The organism is Veillonella dispar, assembly GCF_937975875.1.
GTDB classification, from domain to species: domain Bacteria; phylum Bacillota; class Negativicutes; order Veillonellales; family Veillonellaceae; genus Veillonella; species Veillonella dispar_B.
Genome location: NZ_CALJSP010000171.1, coordinates 23,263 through 42,881, shown reverse-complemented (window position 1 = coordinate 42,881; position 19,619 = coordinate 23,263). Strand labels below are relative to the sequence as shown.

At 41.6% G+C, this 19,619-nt stretch carries 15 protein-coding genes; 12 read left to right on the top strand and 3 right to left on the bottom strand.

Annotated elements, in window-relative coordinates; translation table 11 throughout:
- Nucleotides 1–481 (top strand): M20/M25/M40 family metallo-hydrolase (locus Q7P05_RS08555; protein ID WP_303931640.1); only part of this gene is annotated, 481 nt, incomplete at its 5' end.
- A 108-nt stretch (nucleotides 482–589) separates the two neighbouring features.
- Complete coding sequence (gene dcuC, locus Q7P05_RS08550) at nucleotides 590–1,843, top strand: C4-dicarboxylate transporter DcuC (RefSeq protein WP_105089610.1); 1,254 nt, start codon at nucleotides 590–592, stop codon at nucleotides 1,841–1,843.
- A gap of 163 nt (nucleotides 1,844–2,006) precedes the next feature.
- On the opposite strand, the gene Q7P05_RS08545 is transcribed toward dcuC, so the two are convergent.
- Nucleotides 2,007–3,185 carry an MFS transporter gene (locus Q7P05_RS08545; protein WP_105089611.1) on the bottom strand — a complete coding sequence of 393 codons (1,179 nt, stop codon included), beginning with the start codon at nucleotides 3,183–3,185 and terminating at the stop codon, nucleotides 2,007–2,009.
- A 49-nt stretch (nucleotides 3,186–3,234) separates the two neighbouring features.
- Nucleotides 3,235–5,448, bottom strand: a complete 2,214-nt coding sequence (locus Q7P05_RS08540; protein WP_105089612.1) for an SEL1-like repeat protein — start codon at nucleotides 5,446–5,448, stop codon at nucleotides 3,235–3,237.
- Nucleotides 5,449–6,038: 590 nt separating this feature from the next.
- Here Q7P05_RS08540 and Q7P05_RS08535 point away from each other — a divergent pair.
- The 6 genes from Q7P05_RS08535 (at nucleotide 6,039) to trpA (ending at nucleotide 12,746) form a co-directional block, all read left to right on the top strand.
- Nucleotides 6,039–7,508, top strand: a complete 1,470-nt coding sequence (locus tag Q7P05_RS08535) for an anthranilate synthase component I family protein (RefSeq protein ID WP_303931636.1) — start codon at nucleotides 6,039–6,041, stop codon at nucleotides 7,506–7,508.
- Entirely contained in the window at nucleotides 7,508–8,074 is a 567-nt protein-coding gene (locus Q7P05_RS08530; RefSeq protein WP_005387556.1) for an aminodeoxychorismate/anthranilate synthase component II, read from the top strand. Before Q7P05_RS08535 ends, Q7P05_RS08530 begins: the two co-directional genes overlap by 1 nt.
- A 15-nt stretch (nucleotides 8,075–8,089) precedes the next feature.
- The gene (gene trpD, locus Q7P05_RS08525) at nucleotides 8,090–9,100 is read left to right on the top strand and encodes an anthranilate phosphoribosyltransferase (protein ID WP_105089615.1); all 1,011 of its coding nucleotides are present in this window, start codon (nucleotides 8,090–8,092) and stop codon (nucleotides 9,098–9,100) included.
- Nucleotides 9,101–9,103: 3 nt separating this feature from the next.
- Entirely contained in the window at nucleotides 9,104–10,630 is a 1,527-nt protein-coding gene (trpC, locus tag Q7P05_RS08520; protein WP_303931632.1) for an indole-3-glycerol phosphate synthase TrpC, read from the top strand.
- A gap of 138 nt (nucleotides 10,631–10,768) precedes the next feature.
- Nucleotides 10,769–11,962, top strand: coding sequence for a tryptophan synthase subunit beta (trpB, locus tag Q7P05_RS08515; RefSeq protein WP_303931630.1), 1,194 nt, complete (start codon nucleotides 10,769–10,771; stop codon nucleotides 11,960–11,962).
- Nucleotides 11,955–12,746, top strand: a complete 792-nt coding sequence (gene trpA / locus Q7P05_RS08510; RefSeq protein ID WP_156719401.1) for a tryptophan synthase subunit alpha — start codon at nucleotides 11,955–11,957, stop codon at nucleotides 12,744–12,746. The genes trpB and trpA overlap by 8 nt, the downstream gene beginning before the upstream one ends.
- Before the next feature lie 138 nt (nucleotides 12,747–12,884).
- On the opposite strand, the gene Q7P05_RS08505 is transcribed toward trpA, so the two are convergent.
- The gene (locus Q7P05_RS08505) at nucleotides 12,885–13,175 is read right to left on the bottom strand and encodes a hypothetical protein (RefSeq protein WP_302858127.1); all 291 of its coding nucleotides are present in this window, start codon (nucleotides 13,173–13,175) and stop codon (nucleotides 12,885–12,887) included.
- Between the two features lie 166 nt (nucleotides 13,176–13,341).
- On the opposite strand from Q7P05_RS08505, the gene Q7P05_RS08500 reads away from it, so the two are divergent.
- The 4 genes from Q7P05_RS08500 (at nucleotide 13,342) to ileS (ending at nucleotide 18,996) form a co-directional block, all read left to right on the top strand.
- Nucleotides 13,342–14,265 (top strand): DUF805 domain-containing protein, encoded by a 924-nt coding sequence (locus tag Q7P05_RS08500; RefSeq protein ID WP_195186300.1) that lies wholly within the window; start codon nucleotides 13,342–13,344, stop codon nucleotides 14,263–14,265.
- 1 nt (nucleotide 14,266) lies between these two features.
- Nucleotides 14,267–14,836, top strand: a complete 570-nt coding sequence (locus Q7P05_RS08495; RefSeq protein ID WP_195186299.1) for a DUF805 domain-containing protein — start codon at nucleotides 14,267–14,269, stop codon at nucleotides 14,834–14,836.
- A gap of 218 nt (nucleotides 14,837–15,054) precedes the next feature.
- The gene (locus Q7P05_RS08490) at nucleotides 15,055–15,690 is read left to right on the top strand and encodes a DUF805 domain-containing protein (RefSeq protein ID WP_024066823.1); all 636 of its coding nucleotides are present in this window, start codon (nucleotides 15,055–15,057) and stop codon (nucleotides 15,688–15,690) included.
- A 471-nt stretch (nucleotides 15,691–16,161) separates the two neighbouring features.
- Complete coding sequence (gene ileS / locus Q7P05_RS08485) at nucleotides 16,162–18,996, top strand: isoleucine--tRNA ligase (RefSeq protein WP_303931627.1); 2,835 nt, start codon at nucleotides 16,162–16,164, stop codon at nucleotides 18,994–18,996.
- The last annotated feature ends 623 nt before the right edge of the window (nucleotides 18,997–19,619 follow it).

The following is a 19,619-nucleotide window of genomic DNA, read 5'->3' as shown; positions in this document are numbered from 1 at the left end:
AAATATTTACAGGCTCTACCGTACCGGTGTTGTTGAGGTTATGCCAGGAGCGATGAACGTCATTCCTGGAGCGGTGAAGCTAGGAATAGATATTCGCAGTATTTCTAAGGTGGCCCGTGATTCTGTAGTTACCCTCATTAAGGAATTTATTGATGTTATTGCAGAGAAACGAGGCTTATCCTATACGATTGAGCCTATCGCACAGGATCATCCTGTAGCGATGCATCCGGCCATGATTCGAGAAATCGAAGAGGCTGTTAAGTCTGTAGGTGTAGACTATATGACCATGCCAAGCGGTGCTGGTCATGATGCTATGCACTGGGCCGATGATGTTCCAACTGGGATGATTTTTATCCCATGCCGCGAAGGTATTAGTCATAATCCAGCTGAATTTGCGGAAATGGATGACATCGTTACAGGCGCTAAGGTATTGGATACAGTGCTTAGAAAACTTAGTTTAGAAACTACAAAACTTGTGTAAGTAGAGATATCCGTTGATATCAGATTGTGTAAAAGTGTATTTCAAATTTAAGATGTAATAGAGTATTGTTAGCCGTTTTAAGTTGAAAGTACACGGATTGGAGAGAATATGGTTATTGCTGGTATTGTTATCGTAGTGGCGACGTTTATTGCCATTATTAAACAGTTTGAAACACGGCTCGTTTTATTGCTATCGGGCTTATTAATGTGCTTTATTGGTGGGCAACTTGGTGCTGGTACGACAGCCTTTGTAAAAGAACTTACAAATCCAGGTCTTGTACCAACCATTTGTACAGTACTTGGTTTTAGTTATGTTATGGAATATACAAAATGTACAGAGCACATGGTATATTTCATCTCTGCAGGCCTTAAAAAGATGACTAAAATCATCATCCCTGGTGCTGTTATTATTACGTTCTTGATCAACATTGCGTTGCCTACTGCAGCAGGCTGTGCAGCTGCTGTGGGCGCATTGCTAATTCCTGCATTGATTCGCTCTGGTGTGCATCCTGCCATGGCAGGCTCTGCTATTTTCTTAGGAACTTGGGGTAGTGCATTGAGCCCAGGCCTTATGTTTAACCCACAAGTAGCACAACTAGCCGGTGAAGACGTAATGACCGTTATTGCTAGCTTCTCTATGCAAGCTATAATCGGCATTGTAGTAGCGGCGATCTTGCTCAATATCGTAGCTATCGTTAAGAAGGAACATACAGGGTATGTATTGAAAGATGCTAACGAAGAAGAAGGCAAAGAATTCAAGGTAAATTACTTATATGCCATCATCCCAATCATTCCTCTTGTATTACTCGTACTTGGTAGTAAACAAGTAGCAGTGATTCCAGAGATTTCCGTTCCTGTGTCCATGTTAATTGGTACGGCTATCGGTATTATTGCAGTACGACCTAATGTAACAGATGCAGTTAAGAAATTCTTCCGTGGTACTGGCGATGGCATGTGCGATGTAGTTGGTCTTATGGCTGCAGCAGCGTGCTTTACAGCAGGTATGCAATACATCGGCCTTACAAGTGCACTCATTGATGGCATGAAGAACTCTCAACAAATTGCTCAAATCGGTGCTGCCTTTGGTCCATTCTTATTAGCTGTTATTTCTGGTTCTGGTAATGCAGCAGCCCTTGCGTTTAACGGTGCGGTAACACCTCATGCAGCTGACTTTGGCTATGGCATTATGCAACTGGGCTCCATGGCCCAATTAGGTGCTGGTATCGGTCGTAGTATGAGTCCAGTAGCAGGTGCAGGTATCATCATTGCCGGCCTTGCTGGTATCAATCCTATGGAAATGGCAAAACGTAATGCTGTACCATGTATTATTGCTACAGTAGTGATTATGCTATTGTTACTATAATTAGATAACATGTAGTTGTGCAACTATAATGATATAAAGTTAAACAGCTTAAAGCTTTTAAATTTAAAATGCATAAGAAAAGAACCCCATTATGATTAACATCATGAAGGGGTTCTCTTTATATTGTAGAGTTATGTGGTTCTATTTATATTGTAAATTTCTATTATTTTAGTTTGAAACCAATCCATAGAGCGGAAATAATAAATAAGCCACCACTAACCCAGAATAGTGTAGTAAAGCCTAGCCATGCCATAAGGCTAGCACCGCCGACAGATCCTAAGAAATAGCCAAAGAATAGACAGGATTGATTATAGGAGAATACTTGGCCTGTAAATTCTCGAGGTGTTTTGGAAGATAGGTAGGTGTTTAAAGCTGGAAGCATACCACCTAAACCAAAACCTTGTAGGAATCTGATGATGGCAAGTTGATATACATCAGAAACATAGGCTTGAGGGATATTTAAAACCCCTACATAGATAAGAGAGACTACTAACACTTTACGGGGGCCAATTTTATCGACTAATTTACCTAGTGGAGAGCTACTCATAAGTTGAGCAATACCCATAGCGGAGAATACGGCACCTGCAATAAATGCGAGATTTTCTGTGTCGCTAGGAACGATTCCTTTAATATATACGGAGATAACAGGTTGTAAGGACATAATACATATTGCGTAGATAAAGGAGGCTACACATAATGCGACAATGCTATTAAATTCTGGTATTTGCTCTTTTAACTTGCGGATGGAAAGTTTTTCAGGATTAGGCTTTGGTACATAATTTTCATGGATGAATATAGTAGCTAGCACACCAGCTAAACCCATGAGCGTACCGACGATGATGAAGTCATTACGAATGCCTACTGTATCTGCAATATATCCACCCAATAAAGGCCCTATTAGTGAACCTGCAAGATTGGCAGAGGCTAATAAACCTAAGGCCCAACCTGTTCGTTCAATAGGAGTTTCCGACGCAATCAAGGTGATTGATGCAGAGTAAAAGCCACTCACAAGACCTTGGATTAAACGAATTAGTACGACTCCCTCTGGGGTTGTTTGAAAGGCAATCAAAGCATTACATAAGGCCATGCCAAAGCTAGATCGTATTAATGTAATTTTTCGACCTTTTTTGTCCGCCACACGCCCCCAAAATGGTGCTGCTAAGCAAACGATTATGTAGGTTGCACCGGTTGCTAAACCAGACCATAAGGACATTGCTTCTGGTGTTTGGACGCCTAAATCGTGAAAGTATAAAGGCAGGATTGGAGCTAGCTGACTTACACCAAAGGCTGTACAGAATACACAGACTAAACTGATGTATACCGTTCGTTTCCACGTTTCCAACGTATTCCTCCTTTCTTAGTCGTAGTATGTTCTTAATAAAATAATACTCTTATTTTTGTTTTATTTCATCCCAATCACTTAAATCCGGTAGTTTGTTGCTTGTTATAGATTCCTGAATCCAGTAGTTAATGGAGGTTAAGTTGCAAGATTCTCGTTCGAAGACATATTCGTTGTCCTCGTCTACAGTGGCATAGAGTTGAATGCGTAAGTTTTTACCTTTTTTGCGCTCGATATAATAGCTAATGCATTGATCATCAATGCTAGAAGGGCGAACCGAAATCATATCATACTTACCATTCGCTACGCCTTCTAAGGCATCCTTAATCATTTGATTTGAAAATTCATATTGATTGAGGTAGAAAATATCGTTGTCGCAAGTTAATACGTATTCCCGAGGAGGCGTAGTGTTTTTGTACTCTTTCTCCCAACTTTCATCAATAACAGGCAATGTAGCATGATCATAGAATTCCTTAATTAAAGCGAGACCTTCAGGAATGGACATCTCCTTGAAGTATCGTATTTCGTATACCGTAGGCTCCAAGGTTTCATCGCGTTCCGTTGGATTGTCAATATAGCCATATAGATAGATGGTACAAGCATTTTTATCTTCATTGTGGAACATAACGATGCTGTACACATCGTGAATAACGTTTCCTATGGATTGGCGATTATCATAGATGATAAAGCTGAGATATTTTTGTGTATCCCATTCCCGTTGAATGAAATTCCAGTCGTATTTATTCGTGCGCCAACCAGTTGTAGAGTCCTCAAAGATTTCTAAGACGTCAACAGAGTTTTGCGGCCAAGCAGGTGGCATAGGATTGCACGTTGTAGAAGATTGTGTGACACCTTCTTTGTACTGATAATGTCCGTTAACGAGTTCAAAGGCGTCTAATCGTTCAGATGCTTCGTCAGGAATTACCAACGGTTCACCAGTACCAAAACAATTATCAGTTCTTGTGTTGAGACGGTTGATGCTTTCACGAGCATGCTCGTAGAAGGTAACGGCTAGGTCTAACTCCGGCTTTTTGGTAATGGCACCAGTTTCGTAGCAATAGCCCGCTGCCAGTTGCCATAGATGGTCCGCATAGTCATAACTGCCGTATCTATCGTAACATTTGCTAGACTGATCAACGCACTCTACGGCGGTTTCTATGGCAGGGGTATTACCTTTTTTGAACGTAAATACATAAGCGAGATATGGCCAAAGGCTATCGAGACTGTAAATAGCTGGATGTTGCAATAAGTGAGCAATGCGAGACCAGTCTTGGGATTGCCCATCGATGTTCAATGTACGAAGAATGATGGCTTGCATTGTAACATAAGCGTGGTCATTAAAGTCTAAATAATCTGGGCTTATAGCGGCACGTTCATAGTATTTGAGGGCCTTTTGAATATCTTGAGGGATTCTTTTGTGAGACTCACCTGGTTTCGCATAATATTCAGCAGCTTCACGCAAGCACAGGCCATTATTCATGGCTGCGCCGCGCTCAAAATACTCGAGAGCTCGTTCATGCTCTCCACGCGACTTACATATATCGCCTGCTAAATACATCATGAGTGGCAAACCTGCTGCAGCCCCTTCAAAAATGACTTGTTCTTCCATTGCCCTATTATTTTGCTCGGCATAGGTAAGGCGCAAGTTGCGGTACGCAATGACAAGACCTGCCGCTGCAGATTTATGTAACCATTGCTGCGCAATGGCCGTTACTTTATTTGCCAATCTACGTTGATCTACTTGTACAAATAAAGATTTTAAAAAATGGACAACACCAGATGGTTCACCTTCATTAACTATCTTTCGTGCAGATGGCAAGAGGCGGTAATCGCCCCATTGGAATACATTGGCAATGGCGTAGGCACAGTAGGAACAACCTTTTTGGGCGCCCTCATAGACGCGCTGGAATGCTTGGTCCTTCGTCATAGGCAACTCTTTTTCAATAGTTGGCGTGAGGGCACCAGAGGTACGCATAGCTTGTAAAATAGCGATGGCACTGCCTTTGCGAATAGCCGTATGTAAATAACTATACGCCTTTGTGTCATCCTCAGGAAAGCCTGCTTCAATCCAGGTGAACTGAGGGCCAGAATAGACGCGTGCCAAAATAGCGTACACATCGCCAATACCAGGAATCTTTTGGCCTTCCTCGTCAAGTTTCACAAGTGCGTCAAGCTCAGCTTTGCCCGCCCAAGCTATATCTTTATTACACTGGTGGAATATTTTATTGAAAGACTGTTGTATTTGATCAGTGAAATAAAAACTCATGCTCTCTCCTCCGCATAATAATCAGTAAAACCTGATAACATATGTAGTTTCAGTATACTATTAGTATTTAGAGGAACACAATATAAATATTCTGAATTTGGAGGGGACTAGGGAAATCAGTAATTGGATTATATATGGGTATTAGGTGATGAACGAATGTAAGGATAAGGTGAAAGTTGAGATTTTTCTTGACTTTCATTCTATAGAAATATTATAATCAGATTATAATTTTATACTCGCCTAAAAGAAACCGATGAGGTGGAGATAAAAATAGGAAATGCACTCACAGAGAGCGGGATTAGCTGAGAACCCGTAGTACGCAGCTTATTAAATGGACCACCGAGGGCGCATGGAACAGAATGAATTTCATTCCTAGTATGGTGCGACGTCACACGAGCGTTAGTCGTGAGGGATATGTTAGTATCCTGCGAAAGAGGAATGCGCTGCATTCAAACAAGGTGGTACCGCGATTTATAGCATAATACAAGTATTTTCTAATACTCTTGTAAAAATAGAACTATAGACTCGTCCTTGACGTTATATTGTCATGGGCGAGTTTTTTTATTGGCCAACGCCAGATGGAGGTTCTCATGATTTTTCCTAGTCTTGACCGTGTGAAAGCTATCGCACCGGGCTACGATATCGTGCCTGTATATATGGAAATTTTATCCGACGTACGCACACCGATTAGCGTGTTGAAAGCGTTAAAACAAGTGAGCAGTCATACGTACTTGCTTGAAAGTGCGGATAATAGTAATCATTGGGGCCGTTACTCCTTCTTGGGCTATGATCCTAAGATTGAGCTCTTCTGCAAAAATCATCAAATGACTATCAAAGACGGTACAACACGTACCTTTGATTGTTCAGACCCAGCTGCAGAGATTCGCAATATTTTGAGCCAATATAAAAGCCCTCGCTTAGAAGAATTACCAACATTCACAGGCGGCTTTGTAGGTTACTTTGCTTGCGAATATATCCGCTATATCGAGCCAACCCTCGATTTCCCAACACCAGATGATGACCCTGCTATGGTCAACGATGTAGACCTTATGCTCTTCGATAAGGTAATCGCATTCGACCATTACAAAAACAAAATCTACCTGATTGCTAACATCAGCACAAATGATTTGGAACGTAACTACAACAAGGCTGAGCTTGAACTTAAAGCATTAGCTGATCTCGTAGTAAACGGCAAAGAGGCGGACATTCCAAAAGGCATCCTTAAAACAGAGTTCACTTCTGAATTTACAAAGGACGAGTTTGAAGCAGTTGTTAAAAAGACACAGCATTACATTAAGGAAGGGGATATCTTCCAATGTGTTGTATCTAACCGCCGTGAAGCTGAGTTCGATGGCAGCTTGTTAAATGCATACCGCGTATTGCGTACGTTGAACCCATCTCCATACATGTTCTACCTATCTGGTGGCGATGTAGAGCTTACAGGTGCCTCTCCAGAAACATTGGTAAAATTGACGGATGGTAAAATGTACACCTTCCCAATTGCAGGTACTATGCGCCGCGGTAAAACCGAAGCAGAGGACATCGCTATTGAAGAAAAACTCATTAACGACGAGAAAGAGTTGGCTGAACATAACATGCTCGTTGACCTTGGCCGTAACGATTTAGGTAAAATTGCTAAATTCGGTTCCGTACAAGTAGAGGCGTTACATATGTTGCAACGTTTCTCTCATGTTATTCACATTACATCTACTGTAAGCGGTGACATTCAAGACGGTAAAGATGCTCTCGATGCTATCGGGGCTACATTGCCAGCTGGCACATTGTCCGGGGCTCCTAAAATTCGCGCTATTGAAATCTTACACGAACTAGAAAAAAGCCCGCGCGGTGTATACGGCGGCGCTGTAGGTTACATCGACTTCTCTGGTAACATGGACGTATGTATCGGCATCCGTATGGCTATGAATAAAGGCGGTAAGGTTTATGTTCGCGCTGGTGCAGGTATCGTTCGTGATAGCGTACCTGCAAGCGAATACAATGAAACTTTGATGAAAGGCCAATCCATGATTTCCGCAACTACAGATGCACAGGAGGTAGAATAATGGTACTCCTTATAGATAATTACGATAGCTTCTCCTTCAATTTATACCAATTAGTAGGCTCTATCGATCCAGATATTAAAGTCATCCGCAGCGATGAATTAACAGTTGAAGAAATCCGCGCGTTGAAACCAGATTACGTGATACTTTCACCAGGACCTGGCAGACCAGCTGATGCGGGCGTATACGAAGATCTATTGCGCGAATGCAAAGGTGAGTTCCCAATCCTCGGCGTATGCCTTGGTCACCAAGCCATCGGCGAAGTATTCGGTGGCACCGTTTCCTATGCAAAACAAGTTATGCACGGCAAACAAAGCGTAGCCAAACAAGTGCACCCATCCAAAATCCTTAAAGATGTACCTGAACAATTTGAAGTAGCACGCTACCACTCCTTGGCGATTATTGACGAAACCATGCCAAGCGAACTCATCGTTACATCCATTACCGACGACGGCGAAGTAATGAGCGTAGAACACAAAGACTACCCAATCTATGGCGTGCAATTCCATCCGGAATCTATCATGACGCCGAACGGGGAACAAATGATTCGCAATTTCCTAGAAAAATAAACGAGGAGCTATAAAATGATTAAAGACGCATTATATGCAGTAACGCATGGTCAAGATTTATCCTACGACCTTGCTAAAGATACAATGAACAAGATTATGAGCGGCGAGGTAGCCGAGGTTCCTATGGCTGGCTTCTTGTGCGCTTTGGCAGCGAAAGGCCCTACTGTAGATGAGGTTACAGCCTTTGCTGAGGTTATGCGTGAGAAGGCAGGTTCTGTACCTCATGAAGGTACTGTTGTAGAAATCGTAGGTACTGGCGGGGACGAAGCGAATACGTTCAACATTTCTACTACATCTGGTTTCATCATTTCTGCAGCAGGTATTCCTGTAGCAAAACATGGTAACCGCAGTGTATCCAGTAAATGTGGTGCTGCTGATTTAATCGAAGCATTAGGCGCTAAATTAGAGCTTAATGGTGAACAAAATGAGGCAGTCCTCAACAAAGCAAATATGTGCTTCATGTTTGCTCCTGTATACCACCAAGCTATGAAATATGCAGGCCCTGTACGTAAAGCGTTAGGCGTTCGTACTGTATTCAACATTCTTGGACCATTGGCGAACCCAGCAGGTGCTACTGTGGAGTTGATGGGCGTGTACGATAAATCTTTGGTAGAACCATTGGCTCGTGTATTGGCTAATCTTGGCGTTAAACGCGGTGCTGTGGTACACGGCTTCGATGGCCTTGATGAAATTACAGCTACCAACAAAACGTACGTATGCGAAATTAATAATGGTACTTTCACAAGCTACGAATTCGATCCTAAGGACTATGGTTTCGAATACGCTGATAAAACTGAGCTTGAAGGTGGCGACGCAACAGCAAATGCTGAGATTACACGCCGCGTTCTCGGTGGTGAGCAAGGCGGTAAACGCACCGCAGTTCTTCTCAATGCTGGTATGGCGATTTACCTTGCAAAAGAGGGCCTTACATTAGCAGAGGGCATTGAAGAGGCGAAAAACATGATCGACTCTGGCAAGGCGCTTGCTACAATGGAACAGTTTGTGAAAGCAACACAAGAGGTATAACCATTGATTTTAGATAAAATTGTAGAGGCTACTAAAGTTCGAGTGGCCAAAGAAAAAGAGGTGGACACGCCTGAGGCTGTGAAAGTAGCGGCCTTAGCGTTACCATCGGATACAGGATTTCCTTTTGAAGCAGCACTTCGTCAGCAAGACTTTAACTTCATTTGTGAAGTAAAGAAGGCATCTCCATCAAAAGGCATCATAGCAGAGCACTTCCCGTATTTAGACATCGCCAAAGAATATGAGGTTGCTGGTGCAGCAGCCATTTCTGTACTGACAGAGCCAGACTTCTTTAAAGGTGATAAAAAATACTTACAAGAAATTGCTAGCACTGTAAAAATTCCTGTATTACGCAAGGATTTCATTATCGATGAATACCAAATCTACCAAGCAAAGGTATGGGGCGCTAGTGCAATCCTCTTAATCTGTGCATGCCTCGATGTACCAACATTGACCAAGTTCCGTAAGTTAGCGGACTCTCTTGGCTTATCTTCTTTGGTTGAGGCTCATGACGAAAAAGAAGTACAAATGGCTATTGATTGCGGTGCCCGTATTATTGGCGTTAACAACCGTAATTTGAAAGACTTTACTGTAGATGTACAAAATAGTGTACGCTTGCGCAATCTCGTTCAAGACGATGTGATCTTTGTATCTGAAAGCGGTCTAGAAACGCCAGAGGATATCCAAGTGTTGCGGGATAACAATATTGGAGTAGCCTTGATGGGGGAAACGTTTATGCGTTCTCCTAACAAGGTTGAAAAGTTGGCATATCTCTATGGGCCCACATACTACACACCAAAGGTTAAGATGTGCGGTATTTCTAAGGTGGAAACAATCCCTGCAGTAGTAGAGGCAAAACCAGATTACATGGGCCTTGTATTCGCACCAAGTAAACGGCAAGTGACGGTAGACCAAGCTAAAACATTAGTGGAAGAACTACATAAGCAATATGCAGATAAATACGATACAGATGTAACACAATGCAATGATGATACAGTACAAGCTGGAACAGTAGGGATTAAAGCATCAGAAAACGTGCAGATCTTTGAAGAAAATACTAATTCTGACGCTATTAAAACGGTAGGTGTCTTCGTCAATGAAACTCTAGAAAACCTCGTTATGATTGCACAAAAAGCCCATCTTGATGCGGTGCAATTGCACGGCGATGAAGATGAGGCTTTCATCCAAGCTTTCAAGGAGAAAACAGATGTAGAGGTTTGGAAGGCTGTTCAAATCCGAAGCGCTGCAGATGCAGAGGCGTGGATCGATAGCAGTGCCGATATGCTATTATTTGATGCGTATCATAAGGATGAACGAGGTGGTACGGGCGAAGTGTTCGACTGGTCTTGCTTAGATGAGTTTGAACGTCCATTTATGCTTGCAGGTGGTATCGACAGTACTAACGTGGCGCGTGCTATTCGCACAGTTCGCCCTTACGGTATAGATATTAGTAGCGGTATTGAAACAGATGGCGTGAAGGACGATGAGAAAATTAAAGCTTTCACCAACATTGTGAGAACAATAGCTCACTAAATCACAAAAAATACATAAATCTAAGATATAATAATATTTTAGACACATCCGATGGAATTCATCGATTGTTGAGATAGATGCCAATAGTAACGCTATACAGGCGTGTTAGTGGGAATGGCATATGGAAAGGTAAGTTATATGAGTGAACAAAGACATGGTTATTTTGGTTTCTTCGGTGGCCAATTTATGCCAGAAACATTGATGAATGCAGTCATCGAATTGGAAGAGGCATACAACAAGTACAAAGATGATCCTGATTTCGTACGCGAACTTGAGGATTTACATAAAAAATATACAGGTCGTCCATCCCTTTTATACTATGCAGAACGCATGACAAAGGACCTTGGGGGCGCTAAAATCTACTTAAAACGTGAAGATTTGAACCATACTGGTTCTCACAAATTGAATAACGTAATCGGTCAAATGTTATTGGCAAAACGGATGGGTAAAACTCGCGTTATTGCTGAAACTGGGGCCGGTCAACACGGTGTAGCAACAGCTACAATTGCAGCGTTGATGGGCATGGAATGTGAAGTATACATGGGTGCTGAAGACTGTGAACGTCAAGCACTTAATGTATATCGTATGGAATTATTGGGCGCTAAGGTACATCCTGTAACAACTGGTACAAGTACATTAAAAGATGCTGTATCTGAAGCGATGCGCGAATGGACAAACCGCATGTCTGATACACACTATGTATTGGGTTCTGTTATGGGGGCGCATCCATTCCCGATGATCGTTCGTGATTTCCAATCTATCATCAGCCGCGAAGCGCGTGAGCAAATCCTTGAAGCAGAAGGCAAATTGCCAACAGCTGTTATGGCTTGCGTAGGCGGGGGATCCAATGCGATGGGCATGTTCTATCACTTCATTCCTGATGAAGAGGTTCGCCTCATCGGTTGTGAAGCCGCTGGTCGTGGTGTTGATACAGAGGAACATGCAGCAACAATCGCAAAAGGCTCTGTGGGTATCTTCCATGGCATGAAATCTTACTTCTGCCAAGACGAAGACGGCCAAATTGCTCCAGTATATTCTATCTCTGCAGGCCTTGATTACCCTGGCATTGGACCTGAACATGCGTACTTGCACGATAGTGGTCGTGCTGAATACGTGCCTGTAACGGATGATGAAGCAGTGGATGCATTCGAATACTTATCTCGTTTAGAAGGTATTATTCCAGCTATTGAAAGTGCTCATGCAGTGGCACATGCTCGTAAAATTGCTCCTACCATGAGCAAGGATGATATCATTATTATTTGTTTATCTGGTCGCGGTGACAAAGACGTAGCGGCTATGGCGAAATATAGAGGGGTGGATCTTCATGAGTAAAATTAAAGACGCTTTCACAAAGGGTAAGGCATTCATCCCATTCATCAGCGCTGGTGATCATGGCATTGAGAATACAGAACGTTATATTCGCGTCATGGTGAAAGCCGGCGCCGACATGGTGGAAATTGGTATTCCTTTCTCTGATCCAACAGCGGAAGGTCCAGTTATCCAGGAAGCGAGCACACGTGCATTATCTACAGGCGTAAAAATTCACGATATCTTTGATATGGTGCGTCGTTTGCGCAGTGGTGATGATGCAGTGACAGTACCACTCGTGTTCATGACCTACTTGAACCCTATCTATGTATTCGGTCGTGAAAAATTCTTTACCCTCTGCGAAGAGGTTGGTATCTCTGGTGTTATCGTGCCAGATATGCCCTTTGAAGAAAAAGGAGAACTCGGGAGTGTAGCTAATAAACATGGCGTTGAAGTGGTATCCTTGATTGCGCCAACATCCGAAAACCGCATCGAAATGATCGCAAAAGACGCAGAAGGCTTTGTGTACTGCGTGTCTTCCCTCGGTGTTACAGGCATGCGTAGCGAAATCAAGACAGATATTAAATCCATCGTTGAGACGATTCGTAAATATACAGATATTCCTGTAGCCGTTGGCTTTGGTATTTCTAAGCCAGAACAAGCGGAAGCAATGGCGCGCGTATCTGATGGTGCCATCGTAGGCTCTGCTATCGTTAAAATCGTGGCAGAACATGGTGAACATGCAGACCAAGCATTATTTGACTACGTACAATCTATGAAACAAGCTGTACTAAAAGCTGACGCATAATAACAGCTACTGCATAATAAAATAGATAATACAATACATACTAAAAAGGACGTTATACATGTGTATAGCGTCCTTTTTAGGTTAGTTAGTTTAGTTATGTGTTATATGACTGGATAACCAGTTATGAAAGGGGAATGATTAGCCGTTTGTAGATTCGGAACGTTGATGTTGTTCACTACGTTTAGCAGTGGCATTTTTATCATGTTTTTCACGTTCAGAAATTTTATGTTTTCTATATTTCTTTTGATCTGGTTTGAACCATGGATGAGCACTGCTGTCCACTGTGCTATCATCGTTCTTTACCATGCGATGGTTTTCACCAATTTGGAAGTGGTAATCTTTGGCTTGCGCTACATTAGCACCAATGCCTACTGTTAAGAATGCTGCCAAGCTGGCCATAGCTACTACTTTAGTCAATTTAGCGTTCATAAGTATTATCTCCTATACAAACTTAATTGCACGAATTTTAGTTGTAAAAAATATATTATTAGTATAGGCAAAATCAATGAAGAAAAAATGAAATGTAAGCCTTGGTAAAGCATAGTATAATAGTAATAGCTAAGTTTGTATAATATCTAAATATAGTAGGAGTTTTATGAAACAGAGAGTATATGAAATCCTCTATCGCGAGCTAGTAGAAAACTATGCAAATGGTAAAGGACGAACAACGACAGCCGATTTTTGGCTTACCATAAGCGCTATGACCTTTGTATACGGTCTAGTTACATTCATAACAGGTCTTGCTACCTTCATACCTTATGGATTTCTATATGCTATATCTTTAGGGGGAGGCGTATTGACTGCATTGACGGTATTATTAACATTGCCGACTATTATGCTAGTAGCAAGACGGTTGCGTGATTCTAATAATGATCCAACCTTGATGATTCTCATCTTCGTTCCTATTTTAGGATGGTTGGTTTTGCTCTACCTATTATGTAAGCGGTCGGCTCCAACACAAGAAGTAAACGTAACTAATGAACAGATATCTGCAGAACCAAGTATAAAGGAAAAGAAATCAATTTCTGGTGTATTCACCGTGGCTATCCTTGTTTTAGGTTGGGTTGCTAGCAGTGTAGGGACCTCTATGATGGGGCATAATTATATGGTAGAAGAAACAGCCTTTGGTAATTTAGGACAAGGTGCTTTTACCAAAAAAGCAAACCGTTTACTACGTAGTGATTCTGCTACAACAGAAGGTTATCTAGTTGTGAAAGAGTATTACCAAGCACTTGCGAATGGGGATTATCATAGTGCGTATCGAGAGTTGAGCAGTCGTGAAATGGAACGATATGGCACCTTTGATCTTTGGCAACAAGCTAAGGTAAAGGAACAACGTTCTGCTGTGGAATCTATACAATTAGACTATGTATCTCAAGATATTGATGATGATGTAATTGTGGATTATATCGGATATAGAGTGGACTTTGTAGATAAAAGACCATCTATGTTAGTACGTTTATATAGTGTGGGTAACGGTTGGAAAATCGTAGGTTTTGAAGAGTTTGAGGAGGACTAGTATGGCATCTGTAAATGTATATGATTTAAACTATACCGATGCCTTCGTGCTAGGCATCAAAAACTACGCCAATTTTAAAGGTCGTGTGAGCCGTAGTGAATACTGGCGATTCATGGCTGGAATGATGATGGTTCAAGGAACACTAGGGGTTGTAGCCATTCTTTGTAAAGGTATTGGTCTTTATAACTTCGAGTCTATTATTGATACAATTAGGTTGTTAGTCACTTTATTTTTCGTGCTTCCCAATATCGCCATCACAACGCGACGTATGCATGATATTGGCCGTAGCGGCTGGACTCAACTGCTTTCCTTTATTCCCATTATAGGCTTCTTTATATTCTTGAACTATGAATTGAAACGAGGCGATGAAGGAGAGAATGGTTACGGTGAAAGAACTGCCTATATACCTATTACTAGGAATATAAGTGAATCTACAGGGCTTGAAGCAACTCCATCTCGAAAACAAGACTGGGTTATGGGCATTACCATCTTTGTTCTTCAATCCATCGTCTTTGGTGATACTATCGGTGATATATTATGGTATGGCATTAATGCCAATGGCTATATATAGTAATAACCTGTATCAAATAGCATACTTATTATTTTATTTTATAAAAGTTTAACAACTCCTTTATAGACAATATAACACTTTGTAGTAAAATGAAATAAAGATGAATTTAAAAATATAGATATGGTTACGTTACAACATATCTAAGTTACTATATGTGTTAAGAACAACAGGACTTTATGAGCTTCACTGTTTCCTGCTGTGAATGGAAGGAGTTTAGTATGAGACCTTGTCCCTATTGTGGACACGAGGTGTTAAAAAGTGAACGATACTGTCCAAACTGTGGACGTATTCGTAAAGCACCCATTTCGTTAGATAAATATAGTCTAGGCATGATTGAAAACTTTAAACAATGTTTTGTTTATAAATACGCTGACTTTGAAGGGCGTGCTAGCCGTAGCGAATATTGGAATTTCTTTTTGGTGTATCAATTGCTATTTGTAGCTATTCTATTCACCTGTGCATTCTTGAGCTATATCAGTCCGCTCTCTAGTGTGGTTGGCGTTGGCTTCGGGCTAGTCATTCTTGTGCTTATGTCCGTCGTTATGGTCATCCCTAGCGTAGCTGTTGCAGTACGACGCTTGCACGATCAAGGGCGCTCTGGTGGACTTGTCTTTGTGGGACTCGTTCCTGTTATTGGTACAATTATATTGTTAGTGTTAATGGCTCTTCCTGGTGAAAGCCATACAAACCGTTTTGGATTACCAACAGGGCATGTTATTCTTACAAAACAAATGGCTCATGAAATTGGTTTGATTGATGCTACACCTACCACAGGCCTTACAGCAGGATTACTATGTGCAATCTTTGTGCTGTGGTTCCTGGTAGATCGATTGTTAACGACAAGTGTGATGTAAAAAAATAAAATATATATACAAATAACAGCTTCTTGCATGGTGAAAGAGGCTGTTTTAGTTATTAAGACTTTAAAATCTTTGTAAAATTAGGTAATGAAATATTTGACAATCTACCCTCGAGAGCCCTATAATTATCTATTATATGAATATTGCGTTGAAAAAGACGGCACGTCTCAGACGGATTTAGTAGAGACCAAACTCATGGGCTGAAAGGTTTGGAAATCTAGAGATTTGCGGATCACTTTGGAGCAAGCGGCAACGCCGCCGGTGAACACCGTTATATGTTTAAGTGGCTTTCATAGTTATGTGATGAGTTGCGTCCTATAAGTTACCATCATGCAGGCGCATGGTGTGACGATTGCAGAATATGCGGTGGCGCTAGCTTTCACAGAAGGTCAGTAGGGTGGTACCACGGATATTACGTCCGTCCCTTCGGGGACGGGCGATTTTTTTATGTAAAAGGAGCACATCATGGATTACGGTAAGACGTTACATTTGCCTGAAACAGAATTCCCAATGCGCGGCAATTTGCCTAAGCGCGAACCAGAAATCTTAAAATTCTGGGAAGACAACAAAATTTATCAAAAACGTTTGGAATTGCGTAAAGACGCAAAACCTTTCATTTTGCATGATGGCCCTCCATATGCGAACGGTAAATTGCACATCGGTCATGCCCTCAACAAAACGTTGAAGGACATCATCATGAAATACAAGACTATGACTGGTCACTATACACGTTATATCCCAGGTTGGGATACACACGGTTTGCCAATCGAGCATGCGGTTATTAAAAATACTGGTCTTAACCGTCATGAAATGGCTCCATTGGACTTGCGCAACAAATGTAAGGAATATGCATTGGAATGCGTAGAAACTCAAAAACAAGACTTCATTCGCTTTGGCGTATTAGGTGAATGGGATCGCCCTTATTTGACATTGCGCCCTGAGTTCGAAGTAAAACAACTTGGTATCTTCGGCGAAATGGCAAAACGCGGCCATATCTACAAAGGGCTTAAAACTGTATACTGGTGTACACACTGTGAAACTGCATTGGCAGAAGCAGAAATCGAATATGCTGAGAAAAAATCCTTCTCCATCTACGTAAAATTCCCTTACGTATCTGAGAAAAAGGTTACATTGCCAGCTGGCGTAGATCCAAAACAAGCATACTCCGTTATTTGGACAACTACTCCTTGGACAATGCCTGCCAACGTAGCTATTTCCGTTAACCCTGACCTTGAATACGGCTGGGTAAAAGTAGGCGACGAATACTACTTGATGGCCACTGAACTCGTTGATGCAGCTATGAAAGATATCGGCATCGAAGACTACGAAATCGTAAATCGTTTCTCTGGCGCAGACTTAGAATTGGCTGAATTCAAACATCCATTCGTAGAACGCACATCCACTGTATTGTGTGGCGATCATGTAACACTTGAAGCAGGTACTGGTTGCGTACATACAGCTCCTGCACACGGTGAAGACGACTTTAACATCGTTATGCGTTATAACAAGGAAGGTAAAACTGAACTTCCTATCGTATCCCTTGTTAATGAAACTGGTAACTACACTAAACAAGTAGATGACAACCGTTATGGCGATACTGAATTCCCATTGGCTGGCGTAGAAATTCACGATGCAGAAGTGCCTGTAATCAAAATCTTGGCGCACAACAATGCATTGCTTCACAAATCTAGCTTGCGTCACCAATACGCTCACTGCTGGCGTTGTAAAAACCCTGTAATCTACCGTGCCACAGAGCAATGGTTCTCCTCTGTAGATGGTTACCGTCAACAAGCTCTAGATGCGATCGACAATCAAGTACAATGGATTCCTAAATGGGGCCATGACCGTATCTTCAACATGGTTCGCGACCGTGGTGACTGGGTAATTTCCCGTCAACGTATTTGGGGCGTGCCAATTCCTATTTACTATTGTGAAAGCTGCGGCGAGCACATCATCAACGATGATACTATCAAAGCATTACAAGAAAAAGTAGCTGTAGAAGGCTCCGATGCTTGGTGGGCTCACAGTGCAAAAGAATTGTTACCAGAAGGCTTCAAATGTCCTCATTGCGGTCATGATGAGTTCAAAAAAGAAACTGATATCATGGACGTATGGTTCGACTCCGGTTCCTCTTGGGCTGGCGTACTTGAAGTTAACGGCTTAGATGTACCATGTGCTATGTACCTTGAAGGTTCTGACCAACATCGCGGTTGGTTCAACTCTTCCTTGTTAACTGCAGTAGCAACAACAGGTAAAGCACCATACAACTCCGTATTGACTCACGGCTTCGTTGTGGACGGCGAAGGTCGCAAAATGTCTAAATCTGTAGGTAATACAGTAGCTCCTAGCGACATCATCGACGTATACGGCGCTGATGTTATGCGTTTGTGGGTATCCTCCGCAGACTACCAAGCAGACGTACGTTTGTCCAAAGACATCGTAAAACAATTATCCGAAGTATACCGTAAGATCCGTAATACATTCCGCTTCTTATTAGGCAACTTGGATGACTTCAATCCAAACACTGACAAAGTGGCTTACGCAGATATGTCTGAATTCGATAAATGGGCATTGTTGCGCTTAGAAGAGGTACGCCAAAAGGTTACTGAAGCGTACGAAAACTATGAATTCCACATGTTGTACCATGCAATTCATAACTTCTGCACAGTAGACTTGAGCTCCATCTACCTTGATGTAATGAAAGATACTATGTATGCTGAAAGCAAAAACAACGTAGCTCGTCGTTCTGCGCAAACAGCAATGTACGAAATCTTGAAAACATTGGTAGCAATGGTATCTCCTGTACTTTCCTTCACAGCAGAAGAAGTTTGGAAATACATGCCTAAAGAAGAAGGCATGCCTGAATCCGTTATGCTTCAAGATTGGCCACAAGGTCATCCTGAACACTTCAACCAAGAATTGGCTGATAAATGGAACCAATTGTTAGACTTGCGTACATCCGTACAAAAAGCATTGGAATTGGCTCGTCAAAACAAAACAATCGGTCACCCATTGGATGCGTCCGTTACAGTATATGCTGAAGGTGCTGCATTCGACGCATTGAACGCTCTTGGTGAAGACGGCTTAGCTAAACTCGTTATCGTATCCGAAGCTCACATCGTAAATGGCGCTGCACCAGCAGAGGCTGTAAAAGACGAAGAAACAGGCGTTGCGACAGTAGTTGCTCCATCTGAACTTGAAAAATGTGAACGTTGCTGGATCCACCGCGATACAGTAGGTCAAGATAGCGAACATCCTACACTTTGCCACCGTTGTGCAGAGGTTGTTAAATCCCTATAATTATAGATAGGAAACAAGATAATTTATAGAAACCCTTCTCTAATATTCTTTAGTTCGGTTTGAACTGGGAATGTAGAGAAGGGTTTTTCTATTATAGCTGAGTTTCTAAGTCATATTTATGCTAGTTTACAAAATATTAAGAAAATATATAGAATTATGAATTCATTGTATGCTATCTTTCTCATAAAACTATCTATCATAATTAGTACTTTATTATTTTCCTCATGAAAAATTAATGTGTAAAAATTTACTCATTTCATATTAAACTTAATATCCTAGTTTAAGATGTTTATAGTTAGTTTAGTTATTGTGCTTATATGAGAAGGAGGAAGAGCAATGGTAGCAACTATCGTTAAAGCAATTTTGGCTGCACTTACTGGTTTAGCAAACGCAATCTTGCCTTTATTCAAATAACAATTTCATTCCCCAGAAAAAAGACCACCCAGCTTGCGGGTGGTCTTTTTCTTATGCCTGAAAATAGAAATCAATTTGTAACATAATGATTTAGAGAATCTTTAAGTGTCGTTTAACTATAAGGAGTTATATTGACTATAGAAACAAGCATACCTATAATGAAGATGAATTAACCATGAAATGAACGTGAAGAACGGGCAGTGTTGTGT